Here is a 24,302-nt window from a genome sequence, read left to right as displayed (position 1 = left end):
GCTCAGCGCTTACCTTGCTGGAGTGAGCACCGCCACCGAACCAGAAACCATGGCCGAACTCATCGAGGATTGCGCCGACATCCCGCGCCCGAGCCCGGCACCGGTGGCGGCTCCATCGGCCGCCCAGCCGTGGGCCGTCAGCGACGCCTGCCACGCGCAGGTGGCCGACCTCGACGAATACGTCTGATCCTCGATCTCACAGGGGCCGCCGGTCAACGACGATCGCGGCTCCTGTGTGCTGTCCGAACCGCGGAAGCCTGGCCCACCGGATGTCGAACCGTCCTTGAGCGAGTGCGCGTTTGCTGGCGGGTATGACCACAATCGATCCGCCGGCCAACCCTCCTGATCTGCGCGGGTACGTCGAGGAGCTCGCTGCCGCGAGGGAACGCGTGCTCGAAGGACCGTCCGCGAGCGCGTCGCGGCAACAGGCCGAGCGAGGAAAACTGACCGCGCGCGCCCGGCTGGACCTTCTGTTCGACCCGGGCTCCTTCCGCGAGATCGAGGGATTCCGGCGGCACCGGGCCGTGGGCTTCGGGCTCGAAGAGCGTCGCCCATGGACCGACGGGGTGATCACCGGCTGGGGGACCGTCTTCGGCCGCACGGTGTTCGCCTACGCGCACGACTTCCGAGTGTTCGGCGGGTCGCTCGGCGAGGCACACGCGCAAAAGATCCACAAGGTGATGGACCTCGCCAAGTCCGCGGGCGCGCCACTGGTGTCACTGTCGGACGGCGCGGGGGCGCGTATCCAGGAGGGCGTGACCGCGCTCGCGGGCTACGGTGGGATCTTCCGGCGTAACGTACGGGCGTCCGGGGTGATCCCGCAGATCAGCGTGATACTCGGGCCGTGCGCGGGCGGCGCCACCTACTCCCCTGCGTTGACCGACTTCGTGTTCATGGTTCGCGGCATCGCCCAGATGTACATCACCGGCCCGGAGGTCGTGCATTCGGTGACCGGCGAGGACATCTCCCACGAGCGGCTCGGCGGAGCCGACGTACACGGGGAGGTCTCCGGCGCGGCGGGGTTCGTCTACGACACCGAAGAGGACTGCCTCGCCGACGTCCGGCATCTGCTGTCGATGCTGCCGTCGAACAACCGTGAGCTGGCACCGGTCGCCGCGACCGGCGACAGCCCGATCCGTCGCTGCGCGTCGCTGGTGGATCTGGTCCCAGGAGACCCGAGCCGGGCCTATGACATGCGTGCGGTGATCGAGGAAATCGTCGACGACGGCGAGATGTTCGAGGTGCACGCGAGTTGGGCCCAGAACATCCTGTGCGGCTTCGCCCGCCTCGATGGCCATCTGGTCGGCATCGTCGCGAACCAGCCTGCCTGGCTGGCCGGGGTGCTCGACATCCACGCCTCGGAGAAGGCGGCACGGTTCGTCTCGACCTGTGACGCGTTCAGTATTCCGCTCGTCACCCTTGTCGACGTCCCCGGTTTCCTGCCCGGCCGCGACCAGGAGCACGGTGGCATCATCCGGCACGGGGCGAAGTTGCTTTACGCCTACTGCGACGCCACCGTCCCCCGTGTCCAGCTCATCGTGCGCAAGGCGTACGGCGGTGCCTACATCGTGATGGACTCCCAGTCGATTGGCGCCGACCTCTCCTTCGCCTGGCCTTCGAACGAAATCGCCGTCATGGGCGCCGAGGGCGCGGCGAACGTGGTGTTCCGCAGGGAGATCGCCGAGGCGGCTGATCCCGAAGCGGCCCGCGCGCACTGGATCAAGGAGTACCGCAGCCAGCTGGTTCACCCGCTGTATGCCGCCGAACGCGGTCTGGTCGAGGACGTCATCGATCCCGCGGACACCCGGACGGTGCTCATCGAATCCCTGGGGATGCTCCGCGCGAAACAGGCCCCCTTGCCCGACCGCAAGCACGGAAATCCGCCGTCGTGACCGAACCCGTGTTCCGCGTGCTGCGCGGGCAACCGGACGAGCCCGAACTGGTGGCACTCACCGTCGCCCTCGTTGTGCTCGCCGCGACCAACCCGGCTCCGCCTCCTACGCCGCCTTTGCCGCACCGCCGCCCGGCGTGGATCGCCCAGCGCTACCAACCACCCGGCGCGTGGTCGCGGGAGACAGCCGTGCCTGCCAACGGTCGTGGGCGATCGAACATCCGGTCACTCCTCTAGTTCGTTGCTAGGGCGGTACCCCATCGTCGAAGTCGGCAAGCAGTGCGGATTATCTGGGGAGCCAGCCATGGGAGAACGTCGTGTGGCAATCACCGGGATGGGTGTGGTCGCGCCCGGCGATGTCGGGACGAAGGCGATGTGGGAGCGCATCGTGTCCGGTGTGCCTGCGACCAGGCTGATCACGACGTTCGACGCCACCCCTTTCCGCTCGCGGGTCGCGGCGGAGTGTGACTTCGACCCTCGTCAAGAGGGCCTCACCGAGGACGACGTCGAGCGGCTGGACCGGGTGAGCCAGTTGCTGCTGGTAGCAGCCGCGGAGGCACTGGCGGACAGCGACTTCGCGTGCGTGCCTGACAACGCGCACCGAGTCGGGGCGAGCATCGGCAACGCGGTGGGCTGCACCCAGCGCCTCGAACAGGAGTATCTCGCGGTCAGCGACGAAGGAAGGCAGTGGTTGGTCGACCACCGCCGCGCGTCGCCCAACCTCTTCGACTACTACGTGCCCAGCTCATTGTCGGCCGAAGTCGCGTGGCTGGCCGGTGCGGAAGGGCCCAACGCGATCGTCTCGGCGGGGTGCACGTCCGGAATGGACGCCATCGGTTACGCCTGGCAGCTGATCCGGGAGGGCTCGGCCGACGTGATGGTCACCGGCGGCGCGGAGGCTCCGATCGCCCCCATCACTGTTGCCTGTTTCGACGCGATCAAGGCGACATCGCCACGCAACGACGATCCGGGGAGTGCTTCGCGCCCGTTCGACCGCACCCGCGACGGTTTCGTGCTCGGCGAGGGCGCCGCGGTCCTCGTGCTGGAGGAATTCGAGCACGCACGCGCACGCGAGGCACACATCTACGGCGAGATCAGCGGCTACGCCTGTCACGGGAACGCTCATCACATGACCGGCTTGCGCCCGGACGGACGAGAGATGGCGGCCGCGATCACCTCGGCGTTGGACAGGGCCAAACTCGACCCGATCGACGTCGACTACGTCAACGCGCACGGCACGGCCACCCGGCAGAACGACGTGCACGAGACCGCGGCTTTCAAACACAGCCTCGGCGAACATGCCTATGCCGTACCGGTCAGCTCGATCAAGTCGGTGATCGGTCACTCGCTTGGCGCCGTCGGCGCGATCGAGGTGGCCGCGTGCGCGCTGGCGATCGAATACGGCGTGGTTCCGCCGACCGCCAACCTGCACCGTCCCGACCCCGAGCTGGATCTGGACTACGTGCCGCTTGTCGGCCGCGAACAGGACCTGGCCACGGTACTGACGGTGGCCAGCGGATTCGGCGGGTTCCAGAGCGCGATGGTGCTGACCGATGGGAGAGCGCGGTGACCAAAGCGGTGGTTACCGGTCTGGGAGTCGTGGCCCCCAATGGGCTCGGCACCGAAGCCTTCTGGTCGGCGACCCTGCGTGGACAAGACGCGATCCGGCCGATCACGCGCTTCGACCCTGGCTCGTATCCGACCAAGCTGGCTGGTGAAGTGCTCGACTTCGAGGCGAGCAAGCACATTCCGAGCAGGCTGATCCCGCAGACAGACCGGATGACTCAGTTCGCCCTCACCGCCGCCGACTGGGCGATCACCGATTCTGCCGTCGACACCGCTCGATTGTCCCCACTGGAGATGGGAGTCATCACGGCCAGCGCGGCAGGCGGACTCGAGTTCGGCCAGCGCGAGCTCCAGAACCTGTGGCGTGACGGGCCGGACTACGTCAGTGCCTACCACTCCTTCGCGTGGTTCTACGCGGTCAACACCGGTCAGATCTCCATCCGGCACGACATGCGCGGTCCCACCGGGGTGTTCGTGGCGGAACAGGCGGGGGGCCTCGTCGCCATCGCCCACGCCAGGCGCGTGGTCCGCGAAGGAACAGCGCTCGTACTGACCGGTGGCATGGACTCCACGCTGTGCCCGTTCGGCATGACCGCACAGGTTGCCGGCGGCCAGCTGTCCACGCGAGAGGAACCGGCTCGTACGTACCTCCCTTTCGACAGGGACGCCGCCGGACATGTGCCCGGTGAGGGCGGGGCGATCCTCGTGGTCGAAGACGAGCGACAGGCACGGGAGCGTGACGCACCGACCTACGGTGAGATCGTCGGCTACGGCTCGACCTTCGACCCTCGGCCGGGTTCCGGCCGGCCTCCCAACCTCCGGCGCGCGATCGAGGTCGCGCTCGACGACGCCGGGCTGAACACCACCGATATCGCGGTGGTGTTCGCCGACGCGGCTGGAGTCGCCCCGCTCGACAGGGTCGAGGCGGAGGTGCTGGTCGAGATGTTCGGTCCGCACGGTGTGCCGGTGACCGCGCCCAAGACCATGACCGGCCGCCTCTACTCCGGCGGTGCCCCGGTCGACGTCGCGCTCGCCTTGCTGGCGCTGCGTGACGGGGTCATCCCGCCGACCACGAGAGTGACGCCTTGCTACGACCTCGACGTCGTCCTCGGCGGGAGACCGAGGCCGTTCACCGGCTCGGCCGCACTGGTCCTCGCCAGGGGCAACGGAGGGTTCAACAGCGCACTGGTCGTCAGCAGCCGAAGAAGGGAAGGCAGATGAGCGAGCTCACGTTGTCCGAGTTGGTCACGATCATGCGTAAATGCGCCGGAGAGGAGGAGTCGGTCGACGACGGCGGAGACATCGGCAACGTGCTCCTTGAGAGCCTCGGGTACGACTCACTGGCGCTGATGGAGGCCGCCGCGACGGTCAAGCGCGCGTACCGGGTTCAACTGCCCGACGACGCGCTCGCCGAGGTGCGCACGCTCAACCAGTTCGTGACCGCCGTCAACCAAGCCGGACGCGCGTGACAGTGGAACTTCCCTTCATCGACAGCACGGGAACGTGGTTGCCGCCGAGGGTGCCCACCGAGCGGGCGGTCGCCGCCGGCAAGTTCGACGCGGCACTGGCGCGAGCCACCGACGTGATCTCGGTCGCGGTGGCAGGCGACGAGTCCGCGCCGGAGATGGCCGCCCGTGCGGCCAAGACGGCGTTGGCCCGTGCGCGGTCAACGGCGGCTGACATCGACCTTGTGTTGCACGCCAGCTTCTTCTACCAGGGTCATGACCTGTGGACGCCTGCTTCCTACGTACAACGGGAGGCTGTCGGGAACAAATGCCCGGCCTTGGAGGTCCGCCAGGTGTCCAACGGCGGAATGGCCGCGATGGAGCTGGCCTCCGCCTACCTCGCCGTCGATCCTGGACGGTCCTCGGCACTGATCACCACCGGAGACAAATTCTGCGAACCCGGTTTCGACCGCTGGCACAGCGATCCCGGCACCGTGTACGCCGACGGCGGGACGGCGCTGGTGCTGTCCCGCCATGGCGGGTTCGCACGGCTACGCAGCCTGGTCACCGTGTCCGAACCGGAACTGGAGGGCATGAACCGCGGTGACGACCCCTTCGGGCGGACACCGTTCGAGCACCGGAGACCGGTCGACTACGAGGTGTGCAAACGTGCCTTCCTCGCCGGAACCAGCGTGTCCTATGTGGTCTCTCTGGTCAGTTCCGGACAGGACAACGCGATCAAGCAGGCACTGGTCGCCGCGGAACTCGAACTCGGCGAAATCGACCGGATCGTGTTGCCGCACGTGGGTCGCAGGCGACTGAAGGCCGCGTATTTCAGCCGGTTCGGCATCGACCCGGCGAGGACCACCTGGCCGTGGAATCGCGCTGTCGGCCACCTCGGCGCGGGCGACCCCATCGCGGGCCTCGATCACTTGGTGAACAGCGGCGTGCTCGATGCGGGCCAGACGTGCCTGCTGGTGAGCGTCGGTGCCGGGTACAGCTGGTCGTGCGCGGTGATCGAAGTACTCGAACGGCCGGCGTGGGCCGGGCGGGGAAGGGACGGGGGCCGATGAGCCGACCGATCGCGTTGTTGTTGCCGGGACAGGGATCCCAGCACGCCGGCATGGCCACGGGCCTGTACCGGACCCACCCGGTGTTCACCGCGGCCATGGACGAGGTGTTCGCCGCGATGGGGGAAGAAGGTGCCCGGCTGAGGGCCGACTGGCTCGCGCGGCAACCAGCCGTCGCGCTCGACCACGTCACTCGCGCCCAACCCCTGTTGTTCGCCATCGACTACGCGTTGGGGCAGGTCGTGTTCGACTGGGGCCTGCGACCGGAAACGTTGCTGGGGCATAGCATCGGCGAACTGGCAGGGGCCACGCTGGCCGGTGTGTTCGGGCTGGGTGACGCGGCCCGGCTCGTACTCGACCGGATGCACCGGTTGGCCGACGGCCCGCCTGGCGGCATGCTCGCCGTCGCCGCGCGGCAGGAGGACGTCACGCCCTTCCTCGACGGCGACGTCGTCATCGGTGCTGTCAACGCGCCACGGCAGATCGTGCTCGCCGGGCCGTACCCGGCACTCGCGCTGGTGGAGAAGTCGTTGCTGGCTCAGGACTTCACCTGCCGGCGGGTTCCATCGCTCAGTCCGTTCCACAGTCCGGCGCTCGCACCGGCGACCGAGGGAGCGGCCGAGGTGATCGCCACGTTGCCGGTGTCTCCACCGCGGATCACCCTCTATTCCTGTTACACGGCGGCTCCGTTGACATACGAGGACGTAGCCGACGCGAACTACTGGGCCCGCCACCCGGTGGCGATGATCCGGTTCTGGCCCGCGCTGGACGCGTTGCTGGCCGAACGTGACGCCGTCCTGGTGGAGGCCGGACCCGGCCAGGGACTGTCTCAGCTGGCCAGGCGTCATCCGGCGGTACGGGCAGGCCGCAGTGCGGTGGTGTCGCTGTTGCCGGGCAGGCCGGGGCCACCCGATCGGGACCGGTCCGCACTGGCCACCGCGGCGAAAAGCCTTGGAGTAGAAGGACTTACTGGCCTATAGGAAGGTGAGTAATCGCGGTGCGGGTACTTTTCGCGGTATCGTCGTGGCCCACGCACTACGCGGCGACCTGACGAGATAACTGAGGCTGGCAAGCTGATGCGACGCATGGCTGTGATCGGTGCGACCGGTTGTGTCGGCAGGCAGATCTGTGGCCTGGCCGCCCGGCGAGGACACGACGTTCTCGCCATCGCGAGGAGAAAAGCACCACATATCGCGGATCACACGTTCATCCCGCTCGACGTGGCGGCAACCAGCAAGGAGAACATCGCGGAACTTCTTGCCTCGCAACGGGTCGGCACGGTGGTCAACGCCGCTGGCCGGTGGGGCCCCACCGAAGCGGAGATGGCGCACTCCCACCTGGGAGTCGTCCAGCGCCTGGTGGCCGCGCAAGCGTTGCTGGACCATGCGCCGCGACTTGTGCACATCGGCTCGATACACGAGTACGGGCCGGTGCCGAACGGGACCGCGTTGCACGAGGCCATCGAACCCTGCCCGTCCGATATGTACTCACAAACAAAGCTGGCCTGCTCGATGGCCGTGCTGGCATCGGGCGGAGTGGTTCTGCGCGCGGCCAACATGTTCGGCCCTTACCCGCCTGAGGAGACGTTCTTCGCCTCCCTGCTCCGTAGGCTGCGTGGCGCGCTGCGCACGGGAGAAACGGTGGAACTGGCCATCGCCGAGGCCAAGCGAGATTTCGTCGACGTGCGGGATGTCGCCACCGCGGCGCTGGCCGCCGCGACGGCACCGGTATCCGGCCAGGTGATCAACATCGGCAGCGGTGTCGCCGTCGACATGCGTGAGCTGGTGATGACCTTCGTCGCGGCGGCGGGGTTCCCGAGCGATCGGCTGCGGACCGTGGAAGGGCAGGTGCGAAGTCACGGCGGGGAGTGGATCGAGGTGGACATCGGGCTGGCAGGGCGGCTGCTGGGCTGGCGGCCCGCCTTCACCGCGGCGGAGTCGCTGCGCGCCATGTGGGACGAACGGTAAAGCGGGTTCCCGGGGCGCTTCCGCGCAGGAGAGCCCCGGGTACCGCTGCGCTCTCAGAAGATTTCCACGTCCGGAACGTAGCGGATCCAGCGGCCACCGGCCTCGCGGAAGGCGGTCTCCTTGGCCATGATCTCCTCAGCGTGGTTCCACGCGAACAGCACCACGTAGTCCGGGTACGGTTCGGCGAATTCGGCGGCGCGCTTGACCGGGATATGCGATCCGGGCATCAGCCTGCCGTTCTTGGCAGGCGTGCTGTCGTAGACGACCTCCACCAGTTCCGAGTCGATACCGCAGTAGTTGGTCACCGTGGCGCTCTTCGCCGTCGCGCCGTAGCCAACCACTCGCTTGCCTTCCGCGCGCAGCTTGCGCAGCAGATCCACCAGGCCACCACAGATCCGCTTCACGTCCGTGCCGAAACGGTCGAAAGTGGACTGCTCGGTGAGGCCGCGCTCGTGCTCCTCCTCGGCGAGCGATTCAACCGCCGCGCTCACCGGGCGTGCTCCCGCCCTCGCGATCGTGTAGCGCACCTCTCCCCCATGCACCGGTAGCCGCTCCACATCGACCAGGTCGAACCCGAAGCGCTTCGCCGCGGTGCGTACCGAGTTGACGGAGAACAGGAAAAAGTGCTCGTCATAGATCTGGTCGAACGTGTTCAGCTCGACGATATCGCCGAGGTAGGGGTCCTCGAACACGAACACACCATTCGGCGCCAGCAGAGCGTCCACTCCCCGGAAAATCGAATCCAGGTAAGGGATGTGGCACATGGTGTTCGCCGCGTATATGACATCGGCCGGGCCGTCCGATGCCCGGATCGCGGTCGCCGAACTCTCTTCGAAGAAGTCGGTCCGAACCCGGACTCCGTCGGCCCGCGCCAGTTCCGCGACCCCACCGGAGGGCTCCAAACCGAGATGCCGGATACCGGCCTTGCCGATGGTCCGCAGCATGACCCCGTCGTTGCAGCCGATCTCCACGATGAACGGATCAGCCCCGGTCAGTTCGGTCTCGATGAATTTCCGCGCGGTCTGCTCGAAATGCGCACGCATCCGTGCCGAACCGGACGATTGGTAGGGGTAGTCCTCATGGAACATCCGGTCACGAGGAACTTCCTCGACCAGCTGCACCATCGAGCAACCCTCACAGATCCCCACCGCGAGCCGGAAGAAGTATTCATGCTCGATTTCCTCAGGGCGCAGGAAAGTATCCGAAAGGGGCTGGCGACCGAAGTCGAAGAACTCGTTGACGATACCGCCGCACACACGACACATCTGAATTCCTTCTACCTCACGCTTGCTGGAAGGCGCGGGCCGACCGGCCCCGCCGGTACTACTCATCGATCATGGCGACCGCTCTCGCCCATCCCGCGCCGGCGCCGGTGATCTTCACCGGGAAGCACGCCACCCGAAATCCGTACGGCTCCGGTATCTCGTCGAGGTTCGCGAGACGTTCGATCTGGCAGTACTCCCGGTCCCGGCCGGCGACATGGGCTGGCCAGAGCACGGAGCGGTCCCCGGTCCGGCGATACCGGGCGAGCACATCGGCGAATGGCGCGTCCAGGCTGAACGCGTCGGTGCCGATCACCCGGACACCCGAGTCCAGCAAGAAATGCACGGCAGGCCCGTCCAGCCCGACGAAATCGCTGAAGTACTCGGGGGTGCCTGCCCACTTCGACGCACCGGTGTTGAGCAGGACGATGTCCAACGGTGCCGGCGTGTAGCCGATCCGGTTGAACTCCTTCTCAAGGTACGCCGCGCCCACCGTACCGATTCCGTGCCCGGTCAGGTCGAGCACGACACCGGGACGGTAGAACCAGTCCAGTGGCATGTCGTCGATGTGCTTGGGAATTCCGTTGCCGTAGGAGGCGCGAGAACCATAGTGCGATGGCGCGTCCACGTGCGTGCCGACGTGCGTCGTCAGCGTGAGGCGGTCCAGGGAAAGGAATTCCGAATCCGGCAGCTCGGCCACGTCGAATTCGATCCCGAAATGCTTGCGCATCTCGTCGCTCATGTGTCGCGCGCCCTCCCGCGGGGTGAGCACCTCATGCACGACCGGGTCAGGTTCGAATGACGAGGCATCCACCGGCGAGGACAGGTCGACGAGCCGCACAGCCACCTCCAAGTGCCGGAAACGATCCCGATCGTCTGCCGCCGAGCTAGAAAAGCATTGGAAATTCGCTGTAAGACCGCGCCGTCACCCACATTTTAGTGGATTTCGAACGAAGCCGGACACCATCGTGAGAAGACCCCCATGCTGGTTCGAGCGGAGAACGCAATGTCGAGACAGACCGAAGACCATTGCCTGACCGGAGAACTGTGTGAGCCGACGACCGAGCAGGGCACCGATCTGCTCGATCTGTTGTCCGCGCACATTCCGCGCATCACAGCGGAATCGGCGGACAACGATCGCGACGGCACGTTCCCGGCCGACGTCTTCGAAGCCTTGCGCAAGGACGGCGTGCTCGGCGGGACCGTGCCGAAGGAACTCGGTGGCCTTGGCGTCGATTCCCTTTACGACGTCGCGCTGGCGTTACAGATGGTCGCCAAGGCGGACGCGTCCACCGCGCTCGCACTCCATATGCAACTCAGCCGCGGGCTCACGCTCACGCACGAGTGGCTGCACGGTTCGCCGTCGGCGCGGTCGCTCGCCGAACGACTGTTGCGGCCGATGGGGTCGTCCGACGCGGTCGTGTGCACGACGGTAAAAGACGCGGTGGCCCACAGGATCGTCAGCAAGCTGACCCCGGCACCGGGCGGCGGCTGGGTGCTGACCGGGCGCAAGATGCTGGCCAGCATGGCGCCGATCGCGACGGTGTTCGTGATCTCCGCGCAAACCGACGTCGAAGGGCGCCCGCCAGGACAAGCGGCCGCGGTCATCTCGCGGGATACCGAGGGCCTGACCGTGCTGGACAATTGGGACGGGCTCGGCATGCGCGCCTCGGGCAGCGTCGACATCGTCATGGACAACTGCTTCGTGGCCGACGAGGACATCTTCTTCCGTGGCCTCGTCGGCGAGCACGACGACGCGATGCTCGCGGGCCAGACGGTCAGTTCGATCACGATGCTCGGTATCTACATAGGAGTGGCGCAGGCAGCGCGGGACATCGCGATCGGCACCGTCCGAAAGCGCGGCAACGACCAGGCGGGTACCCGGACGCTGGTAGCCGAGATCGACGCCAGGCTGCATTCGCTTCGAGCCGCGGCCGGATCGGCGCTTTCGCTGGCGGAGGCTCCCGCCACCGGCACGCTCGCCGACCCCGGAGAACGTGGCCGCCGGATGATGACCTCCTTCCAGAGCGCCAAACTCGTCGTCAACCGGACCGCCCCGGAGATTGTCGGCGACTGCCTGACGCTGGTCGGTGGTGCCTCGTTCGCTGCAGGGCACCCGCTGTCTCGGCTGCTGCGGGACGTCAGGGCCGGCTCGTTCATGCACCCGTTCACTTACGCCGATGCCGTCGACTTCTTGAGCGCCCAGGCACTCGCGCCGTGATGAGGAGACAACCACGATGCAAGTACGAGAGCTCGCCGTCGAAGGCGCGTTTGAGTTCACCCCCCAGGTCTTTCCGGACGAACGGGGGCTCTTCGTGTCGCCGTTCCAGCAGTCCGCGTTCAGCGACACGACGGGCCATGCATCGATCCCGGTAGCGCAGACCAACCACAGCCGGTCTCGCGGCGGCGTGATCAGGGGCGTGCACTACACCCTGACCCCGCCGGGCACCGCCAAGTACGTGTACTGCGCCCGAGGCAGAGCAGTGGACATCGTGGTCGACATCAGGGTCGGCTCGCCGACCTTCGGCCAGGTCGACTCCGTCCTGCTCGATCAGCAGCACTTCCGTTCGATGTACTTCCCCGTCGGGGTCGGGCATGCGTTCGTCGCGCTTGAGGACGAGACCGTGATGTCCTATCTGCTGACAAGCCCTTACGTGCCCGAATACGAGCTGGCCATTTCGGCGCTCGATCCTGCCCTCGACCTGCCCATTCCAGCGGATATCGAGCCGATCCAGTCCGAACGCGACAGTGCCGCGCAAACCTTGGACGAAGCGATGCGAGCCGGAACGCTGCCGGACTATGAGACCTGCCGGAAGGTCGAGAAGGCGTTGTGGCCGGCGTGAACAGAGTTGCTGTTCTCGGCGCGACCGGCTGTGTCGGCAGGCAGGTATGCGCCGCGTTCACCCGCAACGGTGATCACGTGCTGGCCGTAGCCCGCGAGTACGCCGACCACGTGGCCGCCTACGACTTCCGGTCGATCGATCTCGGTGCCGAGCCGCCGGAACGGATCGCCGGGACCTTCGCGGACGAGCGGGTCGACGTGGTGGTCAATGCCACGGGCGGCTGGGGCACGACCGAGCACGAGATGCGCTACGCGCATGTTCAGCTCGTCGAGCGGTTGGTGGAAGCGATGGCGCTCGTGCCGAGCCGGCCACGGCTCGTCCACGTCGGGACCATCCACGAGTACGGCCCCGTCATTGACGGCACGCTCATCGACGAGAACACGGAGCCTGCCCCGGAAACGCTGTATGCCAGAACGAAACTCGCTGGTTCCGAAGCGGTGTTACGGGCGGCGCGTGCGGACCAGGTGAACGGCGTCGTGCTGCGTTCGGTGAACATGTGTGGCCCGCACCCGCCGGGACCGAGCTTCCTCGGCTTCCTGCGCAGCCGGCTGCGGGAGGCCGCGACCGATCGCTCCACGGTCGAACTCACGATAGCGCCTGCCAAGCGCGACTACGTCGACGTCCGGGACGTGGCGGAGGCCGTCGCGCTGGCCGCGCGAGCGCCCGTGGCGGGCCAAGTGATCAACATCGGTAGCGCGGAAGCGACCGAGATGCGTGACCTGGTGACGCGGTTTGTCACCGCGGCTGGGTTCCCGCCGGACCGAGTGCGGTTTCTGGACAACCCGGTGCTCAGCAAGGGCGGTGACTGGACGCGGGCCGACATCCGGCTGGCCGGCAAGCTACTGAACTGGCACCCGCGGATCAGCTTGCCGGATTCGCTGAGAGCCACGTGGGAATCGGAGAGCACATGACGAACCACCGCCAATTGCTGAAGGACGATCGTCTGATGCCGCTGCGGATCGCCGAGTCGGCGCGGGAGCCTGCCGAGCTGGTCGAATTCCATCGGTGGCTCGCCGAACTCGGCGAGCGGATGTACACCCGCGCCGACCGCGTCCCGCTGAGCGAGCTGACCGGCTGGCATACCGAAGAGAGCACCGGCAACCTCCGGCACGACAGCGGGAAGTTCTTCACCGTCGAGGGTCTTGACATCCACATGCCCGGCGGGCCCGTGGCGCACTGGAGCCAGCCGATCATCCACCAGCCGGAGATCGGCATACTCGGCATACTGGTCAAGCAGTTCGACGGTGTGCTGCATTGCCTGATGCAGGCCAAGGCCGAACCGGGCAACTGCAACGGCCTGCAGCTCTCTCCGACCGTGCAGGCCACCCGCAGCAACTACACCCGGGTACATCGCGGCAAACCGGTGCCATACCTGGAGTATTTCCAGGACACCTCGCGGCACAACGTGATCGTCGACGTCCGCCAGTCCGAGCAGGGTTCCTGGTTCCAGCACAAGCGCAACCGCAACATGGTCGTCGAGGTTGCCGAGGAGGTCGAACTGCTCGACGGTTTCTGCTGGCTCACGCTCGGCCAGGTGCACAGGCTGTTCCGAGAGGACAACCTGATCGCCATGGACGCGAGAACCGTACTGTCGTGCCTGCCGTTCGCGGGTACCGACCTGGCGAAGGTGTTTCCGGCCGCCGCCGACGAGTTCCACTCGGCCCTGTTCCGGTCGTGCGACGCGGACGAAGGCAGTCTGCACAGCGCGGACAGCATCCTGAGCTGGATCACCGAGAGCCGTACTCGCACCGATGTCTTCACCAATCGCATTCCGTTGCACGACGTTGCCGGCTGGTACCGCACCGAAGAGAAGATTGCGCACGAGCGTGATCTCTACTTCGATGTCATCGGACTGGATGTGGACGCGAGTGGCCGGGAAGTCGGCAGATGGACGCAGCCGGTGATCGAGCCGCACGGGGTCGGTGTGGTGGCGTTTCTGGCTCAGGTCATCGGAGGCGTGCTGCACGTACTGGTGCATGCGAGGGTCGAGCCGGGTTTCGTCGACGCGGTCGAGCTCGCGCCCACCGTGCAGTGCATCCCGGAGAACTTCGACCCGCTGCCGCCCGAGGCGCGCCCGATGTTCCTCGACTACGTACTGAACGCCAAGCCGGACCAGATCAGGTTCGACACCGAGCTTTCCGAGGAGGGCGGCCGGTTCTATCACGCGCGAAACCGGTATCTGGTGATAGAGCTGGATACCGACGCCGATGTGGATGACCGTTACTTCCGCTGGATGCCGCTGCATCAGCTGGTGGACCTGTTGCGGCACAGTCACTACCTCAACGTCCAGGCACGCAGCCTCGTGGCTTGCCTGCACAGCCTCTCCGGAGCCTGACCGCGGCGTGGAAGAAGCCCGGCCGCCCGCGCGGCGCCGGGCTTCTTCCAGGTCCGGAAACCTCGCGGGTGGCGTACTGCCATCGCAGGCAAGGGGGATTCATACGTTTTCGAGAACCTTGCGCAGTGCGTCGATCACCTTGTCCTGCACATCCGGGCTGAGCGATGGATACATCGGCAGGGAGAAGATCTCCTGTGCCGCGGCCTCGGTCACCGGAAGGGAGCCTTCGGCATAGCCGAGATGGGCAAAGCCGGTCATGGTGTGCACCGGCCATGGATAACTGATGTTCAGCCGGATGTCGAAGGAGCGCAACGCTTCCAGGATCTCGTCCCGGCGAGGGTGGCGGACGACGTGCACGTAGTAGACATGGTCGTTGCCGTCAGCCAACGCCGGGAGGACGAGATCGGTGCCGTCGAGGCCCTCGACGTAGCGCTCGGCGACCGCGCGCCTGCCATCGAGATAGCTGTCGAGCCTGCGCAACTTCCGGCGCAGGATCTCCGCGTGCACCTCGTCCAGCCTGGCATTGTGGCCCGGCGTCCGCATGACGTAGTAGCGCTCTTCCATGCCGTAGTACCGCAGGCGCTTGAGGTTGCGGTGCACCCCGTCGTCCGAGGTGATCGTGGCACCGCCGTCGCCGTAGGCACCCAGTACTTTCGTCGGGTAGAACGAGAAGGCGGCCGCGTCACCCATACTGCCGGCGAGCCTGCCATGATGACGGGCGCCGTGCGACTGAGCGCAGTCCTCAAGGAGGACCAGGTCGTGCTTCGCCGCGAGTTCCTTCAGCGGGGCCATGTTCACGCACTGGCCGTAGAGATGCACCGGCAACAGGCATCGGGTCCTCGGGGTGATCGCGGCGGACACCTGGTCGGTGTCCATCAGGAGAGTCTTGACATGCACATCGACGAACACCGGCTTGGCACCCACCGAGTCGATGGCCACCACGGTCGGCGCCGCGGTGTTCGACACGGTGATCACCTCGTCGCCGGGGCCGACACCGAGCGCTTGCAATCCCAGCTTGATGGCGTTCGTGCCGTTGTCGACGCCCGTGCAGTGCGCTACGCCGTGGTACGCCGCGAACTCCTCCTCGAACCCCCGGACGCTCTGGCCCATCACGAGCTGACCGGAACGGAACACCGAGTCCACGGCGTCGAGGATGTCATCGCGCTCGTTCTCGTACTCGTCGAGGTAGTCCCATACCAGAGTGGTCATGTTTACCCGGTCCTCCCTGTGCCCGAATTCGCCGTTTATCGACGCTTGGCCTCACCAAACCACGGGCCGCTTCGAATCCCCTCGGGATCACCTAGATACGAATAATGGCCACGCCTCGCTCGGCGGGCACGACAATTTTTCGGTAATAGAATTCCCAGCGTCGCGCGAAACCCGACGCTGTTAATTCTCAATTAATTTCTTCTACCAGCCGGAGCTGTCCGGGTGAACTTCGGCTTCGCGCTGGCCACGGCGCCGAGTCTTCCGGAAATGGAAGGATCCGAAGACCGACGAACGTCAAAGTCTTTCAGTGTTATCGTAAAGGAAGATAATTTCCAACCGACACGTCAAGAGATCAGCACATCCCCCCACTTGGCGTTGAAAAGGCGCTGGTCAAGAGCTCTAAGGTCGCGGTTCTGCCGTCAGTCGACGGTCAGCGGCCAAGGCTGACGCGATCTGTTCCGGGGCTTGATGGCGGACCACGTTCACCAGCGTACGGCGTACCGTCCCGCCTTGCAGCCGCCGAATGGCTCAGACCATTGCCGGTGATCACTTCCCAGAAATGATCAATGCGAACAGTTCGTCAATAGCGAGGTGCCATCGGCGTATCGGCACCGAGCCGCCTGATGGGCGCCCATCTTGTCGTTGGCAGCGTTCCAGGCTTTGTGTATTCTCCAGTTCGAGGAGACCTCGAGTCAGCCTGCTCCAGAAGTTAATATTACTTGGGGGATTATCTATGGAAATGGGTGTATTAGGTCCATTATCTGTCACTGTCAATGGTGTCAACTGCGCGCCGAGCGCACCGAAACTGCGCAGTGTTCTCGCCATGCTGCTCGTCGACGCGGGTCAGGTCGTCCCAGTGTCATCGCTGATGAGGGAACTGTGGGACGACGCACCGCCGGTCAGCGGATTGACGACGTTGCAGACCTACATCCTCAATGTGCGCAGGCTTTTCGGGTCGATCACCGGGCTGACGCCTGCCGAGGTGTCCAAGGAGATCTTGGTGACCAAGGCGGGTGGTTACCTTCTGCAGACAGCCGCCCGCGCGCTCGACGTGCACCGGTACCACGCACTCGTCGGTACGGGCAGAGAAGCCCTTTCCGACGGGCAGGACAAGGTCGGGGTGCGCAGGATGACAGACGCGCTGCGGGTGTGGCGTGGTCCCGCGCTCGTGGACGTTCCGGTCGGGCGAGTGCTCGAGTCCAAGCGCAGGCAGTTCGAGGAGTCCCGGCTGGTGGTGCTGGAGTATCTGGTCGACGCCGAGCTTCGGCTCGGTATGTACCGCGAGGTGCTTACCGAACTGGCCGCGCTCACCGTCGAGAACCCGTTGCACGAAGGCATGCACGCGCAGTACATGCGGGCCCTCTATTCGAGCGGTCGCCGCGCGCAGGCGCTCGAGGTCTTTCGTCGGCTGCGCACCGATTTGGTCGATGAACTAGGGCTCGAACCGGGGCCGGCCGTCCAGCGGCTGCATCAGGCGATCTTGAACGCCGATGACAACGTCGATGTGTACCTGCAGGTAGGTCGTCCACTCGGAGACATCATCCGCACGTCGGCATCGGGGTACGCACGTCCGTACTGATCGCGAATCTAGCGGTTTCCTAAGGACCTCCGGTCTCCCGTCGTTAGCGTGAAAGCCGTGGTCGAGCAACGTGAATCGGACCCCAGCGCCCTGAAACCCGCCGAGTTGGGCCTGCGTCTCCAACTCATCCAAGGGAACCAGTGGCTGTGCGCGATCAACGACGACCCGTACGCCAGGGTGCTCCGTGGCTTCGAGGACGATCCTTACCCGTTGTACGAGCGGCTACGGCACACCGGGCCGCTCGTGCCCAGTTCGGTCGGCCGATGGGTCACCGGACATCATGAGCAAGCAACCGAACTACTGGCCCACCCGGAGTTCGGGCCGGTGCATGCGGGCGTTCCGCGTTCCCCGCTGCGCGTGATTCCGTTCGACGAGGACGTCGTGCACGCGGCGCCCTCGTCAATCGACCGGCTGGGCGAGCTCGCCGCCGCGGCGTTCGAGCGAGCCGTCGACGGCCTGACCGGTGAGGTGGATCTGATAGCCGCCTTCGCCGCCAGGATCCCCGCCGACGTACTGGCCGAAACGTTCCAGCTGCCGTCGTCCTGGCTTGCCGAACGAGTCGCGGACACCAGCATCGCGACAGATGCTTCGCTGTGCCCGCAACGACTCACGGCGACCCGCCGCATGTTCCATGCCATCGGGGAACTGCGCGAGCGCCTGGCAGATCCCGGCGCGGTCCTGCTCGCCGTCGCGGGATCCTGCGTGGCCACGACCCTGCTCGGCAACGCGTTGCACGTGCTGCTCGGCGGACAGGACCACTGGACGAAACTCGCCGAGGACCCCGCCCGCGCGCCACGGGTCGTCGACGAGGCCCTGCGTCACGATTCGCCGATCCAATTGCATGCCTTGATCGCGCGGACCGGCCTCACGTTCGCCGGGGCCAAGGTGGCGGCCGGTGACCAGGTCATCGTCGGAGTCGGTGGAGCGAACCGGGATCCCGCGCTGCACGTGGATCCCGCGCGATTCGAGCCGGACCGGGAAGCTGGTCCGCTGCTGCCTGGCGCGCCATACGACAAGGTGCTCCCGTTCGCTCGCGCCGTCGCGGAGACCGTACTTCCCATGCTGGCCAAGAGATTCCCGGCCCTGCACAGGACAGGCTTCGCCCTGCGCAGGCGCAGAGCCCCTGTCACCAGACAACTACTACGGCTCCCGGCCGGCACCGATCCCCGAGAAGAGGCGCGATGAGGGTTCTGTTCACCACGCTGGCCCACCGCACTCATTTTTATCCGCTGGTCCCATTGGCGTGGGCGTTACGCGGCGCCGGGCACGAGGTCCGGGTGGCCAGCGAACCGGCGCTGACTGACGACATCACACAGACCGGCTTGACCGCGGTCCCCGTCGATGAGCCCGAATGGTCCATAAAGGACCCTGCGGACCTGGCACTTCTCAAGCAGTTTCACGAAGACGGATTCGTTTACCTGCGTGAGTTCGATTTTGTCGGAGGGGGCCATGGCCGGTGGACCTGGGAGGACCTGCTCGGCCTGCAGAACATCGGTGTGCCATCGCACGACTCGGTGATGAACAACGACCTGATGATCGACAAGCTGGTCGCCTTCGCCCGCGACTGGCGGCCCGACCTGGTCATCTGGGAGACCTACACGATCGCGGGCGCGATCACCGCGACGGCCGTCGGCGCGGCACACGCCAGGTTCGTCACTGGGCCCGACGTCGTCATGCGGGCCCGCAAGGAGTTCTTGCGGCAGAAGGAACTCCAGCACCCCGAGCACCAGGAGGACCCGGCCGCCGAATGGCTGGGGTGGACCCTCGAACGGGTCGGCGCCGAGGGCGAGTTCACCGAGGATGTGGTGACCGGCCAGTGGACGATCGACTCGGCCGCCCCCAGCACCAGGCTCGATCTGGGCCAGCACACGGTCGGCGTGCGGTACGTGCCGCACAACGGACCGGCCGTGGTACCGGACTGGTTGCGTCTGCCTGCCAAGCGTCCGAGAGTCTGCTTGACCTTCGGTGTCTCCGAGTGGGTCGCCGAGTGGCTCAATGGCGAGGTGATCACCGACCTGCTGCTTGCGCTGTCCGGCTTGAACATCGAAGTGGTCGCGACGTTGACCGGCAAGCAGATCGAGCAGGTAACCGAAGTCCCTGCCAACGCGCGGCTGGTGGAGTTCGTTCCGCTGGACGACCTCATGCCGACCTGTGCCGCCGTGGTGCATCACGGCGGCATCGGCACCAAGGCCAACGCGGAACTGCACGGCGTGCCGCAGATCATCCTCGCCTTCGGCATGGACACGGCGGTGATGGGCGCCGGGATCGAGGAGTCCGGCGCGGGCCTCGCCATGCCGATCGAGGAGCTCACCGGCGCCACGTTGCGGGACAAGGTGTCCCGTGTGGTGAGCGAGCCCTCGTTCGCCAGTGCCGCGGCGCGGCTGCGAGAGGAGATGCTTGCCGAGCCCGCGCCCAATGATGTCGTTCCGCTGATCGAGAAGCTGACCGCCGAGCATCGCGGGAGGATCTGATGCGGGTCCTGTTCACCACGTTCGCGGCAAAGGCGCACCTGTACACCCAGGTGCCGATGGCGTGGGCACTCCACACGGCGGGACACGACGTCGTCGTCGCCAGCCAGCCGGATCTGACCGACGACATCACCGGGACCGGACTGACCGCGGTGCCGGTCGGCGAGGTATTCAACCTTGAAGGCGGGATGCGAAAGCTGGACGGAATTCTCGGCGAAGTCGCAAGTGGACGGTTGACTGGGGCACAGGTCGGTCTGGACATGAGTGAGACGAGACCGGAGAAGCTGACCTGGGACTACCTACTTCACGTATTCAGCGCGATGACCCCGGTCACGTTCCTGAACCACAGCCAGGACAGCATGATCGACGAGCTGGCCGCCTTCGCCAGAGAATGGCGGCCGGACCTGGTGCTGTGGGACCCGCTGACGTTCGCGGGGGCGGTCGTGGCGAAGGTCTGCGGCGCCGCGCACGCACGCATGCTGTTCGGGCCGGATCTTGTCGGCCGGATGCGGTCGACGTTCCTGGATCAGCTTGCGCGGCGGCCACCGGAGCTGTCCGACGACCCGCTCGCCGAGTGGTTCGGCTGGACTCTCGACCGGCTCGGTCGCGCCGACGGCTTCACCGAGGACATGGTGCTCGGTCAGTGGACGATCGACCAGCTGCCGCCTTCGATGCGGTTGGCCGTCGACACGCGATACGTTCCGGTCCGCTACGCGCCGTACAACGGGCCCGCGGTGGTGCCGGGCTGGCTGCGCGAGCCACCGAAACGCAAGCGGGTCTGCGTCACGCTCGGTGCCTCGTTCCGCGAAGTCGCGCTCGGTGATCAAGCCTCGATCGGAGATCTCATCGAAGCGGTGGCCGATCTCGATGTCGAGGTGGTGGCCACGCTGGACGATGGACAACTGGCGGCCCTGCCTTCCGTGCCGGACAACGTGCGGGCGATTGGCTTCGTCCCGCTGAACTCGCTGCTGCCGACCTGTTCGGCGGTGGTGCATCACAGCGGGTCCGGGACGTTCAGCACCGCGCTCGTGCACGGTGTCCCGCAACTGATCGTGCCGAACATGATGTGGGACAGCATGGACAAGGCACAGGCGCTGGAAGCCAGCGGGGCCGGGTTGTACGTGCGGGACGTCGACCGGCTGTCCGGCGGGGAGCTGCGCGCCCAGCTCGCGCGGCTGCTCGATGAACCGTCGTTCACGGCGGGCGCCGCACGGGTACGTGCCGAGATGCTCGGCACGCCGAGTCCCAACGACATCGTGCCGCTACTGGAAAAGCTGACCGCCAAGCACAAGGAGAGAATCTGATGCGGGTTCTGTTCACCACGTTCGCGGCGAAGACGCATATGTTCGCGCAGGTGCCGATGGCGTGGGCGCTGCACACCGCGGGGCACGAGGTGTATCTCGCGAGCCAGCCGGACCTTGCCGAACTGATCTCGCGCACCGGGCTCACCGCAGTAGGAGTCGGCGACCCGCTGAACCTGGAAGAACAGCTTGAGGCGGTCAACGAGAACGTCGGTGACGACGCGAACCGGAGCCAGGACGAGGCGGAGGTCGGCCTGGACATGAGCGAGGAAGACCCGGCCAAGCTCACCTGGGACCACACCCTGAAGGTCTTCACCGCGATGACCTCGATGGTGTTCCAGAACGAGTGTCCCGAGTCCATGATGGACGATCTGGTCGACTTCTCCCGGTCATGGCGGCCGGATCTGATCGTCTGGGACACGATGACCTTCGGCGGCGCGGTGGCCGCGCGTGCCTCTGGTGCCGCGCACGCTCGCCTGCTGTATGGCCTCGACATCGTCGGCAACACTCGCGCTGCCTTCACCCGGCATCTCGACAGCATGCCACCGGAGTCGCGCGACGACCCGATGGCCGAATGGCTCGGCTTCACTCTCGAACGATATGGCTGCGACAGCGGGTTCGCCGAGGACATGGTGGTCGGTGACTTCAGCATCGACCAGTTCCCGCAGTCGATGCGGTTCCCGCTGGACGTGGCCACCGTGCCGGTGCGCTACTCGCCGTACAACGGCCCGGCCGTGGTGCCGGACTGGCTCTACGACCCGCCGAAGTCACCGCGGGTCTGCGTCACGCTCGGGCTGTCACACCGGGACGAGCGCGGTGGTGACCGGGCCTCCATCGGTGACCTGCTGGCCGCGATCTCGGATCTGGACGTCGAGGTGATCGCCACCCTGAACGCGGCCCAGCTCAAATCTCTGCCATCGATTCCGGACAACGTGCGGGTGGTGGACTTCGTACCGCTCAACGCGTTGCTGCCAACCTGTGCCGCGGTCATCCATCACGGCGGGTCGGGCACACTCACCACCGCGATGCTGCACGGTGTCCCCCAGTTGATCGTCCCGCACATGGTCTGGGACTCGATCAACACGGCCCGTCGCCTCGAAGAATACGGAGCCGGGCACTACGTGCGCGACATCGACCGGCTCTCCGGTGGTGAACTCCGGGCGCAGCTGGTCAAGCTACTGACCGAACAGTCCTATAAGGACAATGCGGCGAAGTTGCGGCGGGAGATGCTCGGCACGCCGAGCCCGAACGACATCGTTCCCGTACTGGAGAATCTGACCGGCGAATACCGGAGGGCACGGTGAAGGTCCTTTTCACCACCTTCGCGGCGAAGGTACACATGTATTCGCAAGTCTCGCTGGCGTGGGCGCTGCACACCGCGGGCCACGAGGTCCGGATCGCCAGCCAGCCGGACCTGGTGGACGCGATCACGCACACCGGCTTGCCCGCGGTACCGGTCGGCGAGGTGCTCAATCTCGAAGAGGGAATGCAGGAGACCGAGGAGAACCTCGCGAGCGGCGAGCAGGCCGAAGGTTCGGGCGAAGGCGGGATGGATCTCACCGAGACCCGCCCGGAAGTGCTCACCTGGGACTACCTGCTGGGCATGTTCACCGCGATGACGTCGTTCGTGTTCCAGAACCAGTGCCCGGAATCGATGACGGACGACCTGGTCAGGTTTGCCAGAGGCTGGAAGCCGGACCTGGTCGTCTGGGACACGATGACCTTCGGCGGTCCGGTGGCCGCGCGGGCCTGCGGTGCCGCGCACGCCCGGCTGCTGTTCGGGCTGGACCATGTCGCGCGGATGCGCGGGATCTTCGTGAACCAGCTGGCGCGGCGACCGCCGGAGTTGCGGGACGACCCACTGGAGGAGTGGCTGAGCAGGCTGCTGGAGCGCTACGACTGCCAGGGCGGATTCTCCGAGGACATGATGGTGGGCCAATGGACCATCGACCCGACCCCGGCCTGGATGCGTCTCCCCTCCGAGATGCCTTACGTCCCGATGCGGTACGTCCCCTACAACGGCCCCGCCACGGTGCCCGAATGGCTGAGGGAGGCGCCGAAGCGTCAGCGCGTGTGCGTGACGCTTGGTCTTTCGCACCGGGAGGTGCAGGGCGGCGACGAGGTCTCGATCGGTGATCTGCTCGAATCGGTGGCAGAACTGGACGTCGAGGTCGTCGCCACGCTGGATGCCAGCCAGGTCGCCGCGCTGCCTTCGGTACCGGCCAACGTGCGGGTGGTGGATTTCGTGCCGCTGAACGCGTTGCTGCCAACCTGTTCGGCGATCATCAGTCACGGTGGGTCGGGCACCCTGTCAACCGCGATGGCGCACGGTGTTCCGCAGCTGATCGTGCCGTCGACGATCTGGGACTCCGTCGACAAGGCACGGCGACTGGAGGAGCAGGGAGCCGGGATCTGTATGCCGGAGGTGACCGTGGAGTCGTTGCGCGCCAACCTGGCCCGGTTGCTCGATGAGCCCTCCTATGCCCTGAGCGCCACGCGGTTGCGCCGGGAGATGATGGCGGTGCCCAGCCCGAACGACCTCGTTCCCGTGCTGGAGAAACTCACCGCCGAATATCGGACCTGACGCCGTTCCGCGTGCCGATGAACAGACCTCGGCCACGCGGGATGATCACGTCCTTGCCTTCCGGGTCCGGCTCGATGTACTCGGCCGCGCAGCCCGCGTCGGTGAATGCCGCGAGGTATTCGTCCTTTGTGAACAGGCTCAGGTGGTCCACCTCGGTGAACTGGGTGATCCCGGCCGAAGTACCGACCAGGTACCGGACCTCCAACCGGGTCACGTTGTCCCGCACGGTGGAGTGGGACACTCTGGCGATCGTCCGGTCGTTCTCTCGGACCACCTCACCCGCGACGTAGCCCGGGATGAACTTCTCGGGGAACCACCACGGCTCGATCACCAGTACCCCGCCGGGGACCAGGTGCTCGGCCATCCGGCGCACCGCGGCGCGCATGTCCCCCAGCCCGCCGGTATAAGAGATCGAGGTGAACATGCAGCTGACCGCATCGAACCTGCGGCCGAGGTCGAATTCACGCATGTCGCCCCTGTGCAGGAAGGTACCTCCGGGCAACCTGCGCTCGGCGACCGCGAGCATGTCGGCGGAGTAATCGAGGCCCTCGGTGTGGCCGAACAACTCCCCCAGCTTCTCCAGGTGCGCGCCGGTGCCGCAAGCGACGTCCAGCAACGATCGCGCGGCAGGCAACCTGTCCCTGATCAGCCTGGCCAGGTACGCCGCCTCGGCACCCCAGTCCTTGCCACGGCCGCGATACAGGGTCTCGTAAACGTTCGCGAGTTCGGCACCGTACATCAGGTCTCCTTGGCTCCGGGATTCCGATGTTCGCGAGAGTTCC

At 66.3% G+C, this 24,302-nt stretch carries 23 protein-coding genes; 19 read left to right on the top strand and 4 right to left on the bottom strand.

Annotation, left to right across the window (positions count from 1 at the left end; translation table 11 throughout):
* The first annotated feature begins 22 nt into the window (after nucleotides 1-22).
* The 9 genes from BAY61_RS32785 (at nucleotide 23) to BAY61_RS07840 (ending at nucleotide 7,939) form a co-directional block, all read left to right on the top strand.
* A complete protein-coding gene (locus tag BAY61_RS32785) occupies nucleotides 23-187 on the top strand; it encodes a hypothetical protein (protein ID WP_170140069.1) in 165 nt (54 codons plus the stop codon).
* Between the two features lie 124 nt (nucleotides 188-311).
* On the top strand, nucleotides 312-1,892 hold the full coding sequence (locus BAY61_RS07875; protein WP_091800469.1) for an acyl-CoA carboxylase subunit beta: 1,581 nt from the start codon (nucleotides 312-314) through the stop codon (nucleotides 1,890-1,892).
* The gene (locus BAY61_RS07870; RefSeq protein WP_170140070.1) at nucleotides 1,889-2,128 is read left to right on the top strand and encodes an acyl-CoA carboxylase epsilon subunit; all 240 of its coding nucleotides are present in this window, start codon (nucleotides 1,889-1,891) and stop codon (nucleotides 2,126-2,128) included. The genes BAY61_RS07875 and BAY61_RS07870 overlap by 4 nt, the downstream gene beginning before the upstream one ends.
* Before the next feature lie 67 nt (nucleotides 2,129-2,195).
* On the top strand, nucleotides 2,196-3,461 hold the full coding sequence (locus BAY61_RS07865; RefSeq protein WP_091800463.1) for a beta-ketoacyl-[acyl-carrier-protein] synthase family protein: 1,266 nt from the start codon (nucleotides 2,196-2,198) through the stop codon (nucleotides 3,459-3,461).
* A complete protein-coding gene (locus BAY61_RS07860) occupies nucleotides 3,458-4,678 on the top strand; it encodes a ketosynthase chain-length factor (RefSeq protein ID WP_091800460.1) in 1,221 nt (406 codons plus the stop codon). Before BAY61_RS07865 ends, BAY61_RS07860 begins: the two co-directional genes overlap by 4 nt.
* Complete coding sequence (locus BAY61_RS07855) at nucleotides 4,675-4,926, top strand: acyl carrier protein (RefSeq protein WP_091800457.1); 252 nt, start codon at nucleotides 4,675-4,677, stop codon at nucleotides 4,924-4,926. Before BAY61_RS07860 ends, BAY61_RS07855 begins: the two co-directional genes overlap by 4 nt.
* Nucleotides 4,923-5,975, top strand: coding sequence for a ketoacyl-ACP synthase III family protein (locus BAY61_RS07850; RefSeq protein ID WP_245865905.1), 1,053 nt, complete (start codon nucleotides 4,923-4,925; stop codon nucleotides 5,973-5,975). The genes BAY61_RS07855 and BAY61_RS07850 overlap by 4 nt, the downstream gene beginning before the upstream one ends.
* Nucleotides 5,972-6,952 carry an acyltransferase domain-containing protein gene (locus BAY61_RS07845; protein WP_091800906.1) on the top strand — a complete coding sequence of 327 codons (981 nt, stop codon included), beginning with the start codon at nucleotides 5,972-5,974 and terminating at the stop codon, nucleotides 6,950-6,952. Before BAY61_RS07850 ends, BAY61_RS07845 begins: the two co-directional genes overlap by 4 nt.
* A gap of 105 nt (nucleotides 6,953-7,057) precedes the next feature.
* Nucleotides 7,058-7,939 (top strand): NAD-dependent epimerase/dehydratase family protein, encoded by an 882-nt coding sequence (locus BAY61_RS07840; RefSeq protein ID WP_211323451.1) that lies wholly within the window; start codon nucleotides 7,058-7,060, stop codon nucleotides 7,937-7,939.
* 53 nt (nucleotides 7,940-7,992) lie between these two features.
* Here BAY61_RS07840 and BAY61_RS07835 read toward each other — a convergent pair whose 3' ends face one another.
* Together BAY61_RS07835 and BAY61_RS07830 are read right to left on the bottom strand one after the other, a co-directional pair.
* Nucleotides 7,993-9,204, bottom strand: coding sequence for a class I SAM-dependent methyltransferase (locus BAY61_RS07835; protein WP_091800448.1), 1,212 nt, complete (start codon nucleotides 9,202-9,204; stop codon nucleotides 7,993-7,995).
* Between the two features lie 58 nt (nucleotides 9,205-9,262).
* Complete coding sequence (locus tag BAY61_RS07830; RefSeq protein ID WP_091800904.1) at nucleotides 9,263-10,042, bottom strand: cyclase family protein; 780 nt, start codon at nucleotides 10,040-10,042, stop codon at nucleotides 9,263-9,265.
* 165 nt (nucleotides 10,043-10,207) lie between these two features.
* Here BAY61_RS07830 and BAY61_RS07825 point away from each other — a divergent pair, with 165 nt between their 5' ends.
* From BAY61_RS07825 to BAY61_RS07810, 4 genes are read left to right on the top strand one after another with little or no spacing between them, the layout of a single operon-like run.
* Complete coding sequence (locus BAY61_RS07825; RefSeq protein ID WP_091800902.1) at nucleotides 10,208-11,422, top strand: acyl-CoA dehydrogenase family protein; 1,215 nt, start codon at nucleotides 10,208-10,210, stop codon at nucleotides 11,420-11,422.
* A 16-nt stretch (nucleotides 11,423-11,438) separates the two neighbouring features.
* On the top strand, nucleotides 11,439-12,044 hold the full coding sequence (locus BAY61_RS07820; RefSeq protein WP_091800445.1) for a dTDP-4-dehydrorhamnose 3,5-epimerase family protein: 606 nt from the start codon (nucleotides 11,439-11,441) through the stop codon (nucleotides 12,042-12,044).
* Nucleotides 12,041-12,955: an NAD-dependent epimerase/dehydratase family protein gene (locus BAY61_RS07815; protein ID WP_091800900.1), complete on the top strand. Its 915-nt coding sequence runs from the start codon at nucleotides 12,041-12,043 to the stop codon at nucleotides 12,953-12,955. The genes BAY61_RS07820 and BAY61_RS07815 overlap by 4 nt, the downstream gene beginning before the upstream one ends.
* Nucleotides 12,952-14,379 (top strand): NDP-hexose 2,3-dehydratase family protein, encoded by a 1,428-nt coding sequence (locus tag BAY61_RS07810; protein WP_091800442.1) that lies wholly within the window; start codon nucleotides 12,952-12,954, stop codon nucleotides 14,377-14,379. Before BAY61_RS07815 ends, BAY61_RS07810 begins: the two co-directional genes overlap by 4 nt.
* 99 nt (nucleotides 14,380-14,478) lie before the next feature.
* Here BAY61_RS07810 and BAY61_RS07805 read toward each other — a convergent pair whose 3' ends face one another.
* Nucleotides 14,479-15,588, bottom strand: coding sequence for a DegT/DnrJ/EryC1/StrS family aminotransferase (locus BAY61_RS07805; RefSeq protein WP_091800439.1), 1,110 nt, complete (start codon nucleotides 15,586-15,588; stop codon nucleotides 14,479-14,481).
* Nucleotides 15,589-16,411: 823 nt separating this feature from the next.
* Between BAY61_RS07805 and BAY61_RS07800 the strand changes: the two genes are divergently transcribed.
* From BAY61_RS07800 to BAY61_RS07775, 6 genes are read left to right on the top strand one after another with little or no spacing between them, the layout of a single operon-like run.
* Complete coding sequence (locus tag BAY61_RS07800) at nucleotides 16,412-17,167, top strand: AfsR/SARP family transcriptional regulator (protein WP_211323452.1); 756 nt, start codon at nucleotides 16,412-16,414, stop codon at nucleotides 17,165-17,167.
* Between the two features lie 57 nt (nucleotides 17,168-17,224).
* Nucleotides 17,225-18,352, top strand: a complete 1,128-nt coding sequence (locus tag BAY61_RS07795) for a cytochrome P450 family protein (protein ID WP_143021350.1) — start codon at nucleotides 17,225-17,227, stop codon at nucleotides 18,350-18,352.
* Nucleotides 18,349-19,638, top strand: coding sequence for an activator-dependent family glycosyltransferase (locus BAY61_RS07790; RefSeq protein ID WP_091800430.1), 1,290 nt, complete (start codon nucleotides 18,349-18,351; stop codon nucleotides 19,636-19,638). Before BAY61_RS07795 ends, BAY61_RS07790 begins: the two co-directional genes overlap by 4 nt.
* Complete coding sequence (locus tag BAY61_RS07785; RefSeq protein ID WP_091800427.1) at nucleotides 19,638-20,939, top strand: activator-dependent family glycosyltransferase; 1,302 nt, start codon at nucleotides 19,638-19,640, stop codon at nucleotides 20,937-20,939. The genes BAY61_RS07790 and BAY61_RS07785 overlap by 1 nt, the downstream gene beginning before the upstream one ends.
* Complete coding sequence (locus BAY61_RS07780) at nucleotides 20,939-22,240, top strand: activator-dependent family glycosyltransferase (protein ID WP_091800424.1); 1,302 nt, start codon at nucleotides 20,939-20,941, stop codon at nucleotides 22,238-22,240. The genes BAY61_RS07785 and BAY61_RS07780 overlap by 1 nt, the downstream gene beginning before the upstream one ends.
* Nucleotides 22,237-23,520: an activator-dependent family glycosyltransferase gene (locus BAY61_RS07775; protein ID WP_091800421.1), complete on the top strand. Its 1,284-nt coding sequence runs from the start codon at nucleotides 22,237-22,239 to the stop codon at nucleotides 23,518-23,520. The genes BAY61_RS07780 and BAY61_RS07775 overlap by 4 nt, the downstream gene beginning before the upstream one ends.
* Here BAY61_RS07775 and BAY61_RS07770 read toward each other — a convergent pair.
* A complete protein-coding gene (locus tag BAY61_RS07770) occupies nucleotides 23,498-24,259 on the bottom strand; it encodes a class I SAM-dependent methyltransferase (RefSeq protein ID WP_091800418.1) in 762 nt (253 codons plus the stop codon). The two genes, BAY61_RS07775 and BAY61_RS07770, sit on opposite strands and share 23 nt — an antisense overlap.
* Nucleotides 24,260-24,302 lie beyond the last annotated feature (43 nt).

Source organism: Prauserella marina (assembly GCF_002240355.1).
GTDB lineage: Bacteria > Actinomycetota > Actinomycetes > Mycobacteriales > Pseudonocardiaceae > Prauserella_A > Prauserella_A marina.
The sequence above is the reverse complement of the archived record's forward strand: the minus strand, read 5'-3'. Positions and strand labels throughout refer to the sequence as shown.